The sequence below is a fragment of the Enterobacter cloacae complex sp. SYL001 genome (assembly GCF_049237025.1).
Classification (GTDB): Bacteria; Pseudomonadota; Gammaproteobacteria; order Enterobacterales; family Enterobacteriaceae; genus Enterobacter; species Enterobacter intestinihominis.
Window position 1 is genome coordinate 1 of record NZ_JBMKJI010000069.1, and the last position, 683, is coordinate 683.

Here is a 683-nt window from a genome sequence, read left to right on the forward strand (position 1 = left end):
ACTGGGTTCGTGCCTTCATCCGTTTCCACGGTGTGCGTCACCCGGCAACCTTGGGCAGCAGCGAAGTCGAGGCATTTCTGTCCTGGCTGGCGAACGAGCGCAAGGTTTCGGTCTCCACGCATCGTCAGGCATTGGCGGCCTTGCTGTTCTTCTACGGCAAGGTGCTGTGCACGGATCTGCCCTGGCTTCAGGAGATCGGAAGACCTCGGCCGTCGCGGCGCTTGCCGGTGGTGCTGACCCCGGATGAAGTGGTTCGCATCCTCGGTTTTCTGGAAGGCGAGCATCGTTTGTTCGCCCAGCTTCTGTATGGAACGGGCATGCGGATCAGTGAGGGTTTGCAACTGCGGGTCAAGGATCTGGATTTCGATCACGGCACGATCATCGTGCGGGAGGGCAAGGGCTCCAAGGATCGGGCCTTGATGTTACCCGAGAGCTTGGCACCCAGCCTGCGCGAGCAGCTGTCGCGTGCACGGGCATGGTGGCTGAAGGACCAGGCCGAGGGCCGCAGCGGCGTTGCGCTTCCCGACGCCCTTGAGCGGAAGTATCCGCGCGCCGGGCATTCCTGGCCGTGGTTCTGGGTTTTTGCGCAGCACACGCATTCGACCGATCCACGGAGCGGTGTCGTGCGTCGCCATCACATGTATGACCAGACCTTTCAGCGCGCCTTCAAACGTGCCGTAGAA

At 62.1% G+C, this 683-nt stretch carries 1 protein-coding gene; it reads left to right on the forward strand.

Annotated features, from left to right (window positions below; genetic code table 11):
* A partial coding sequence (intI1, locus tag ACOTZP_RS23860; protein ID WP_031996045.1) for a class 1 integron integrase IntI1 occupies positions 1-683 on the forward strand: 683 nt, incomplete at both ends.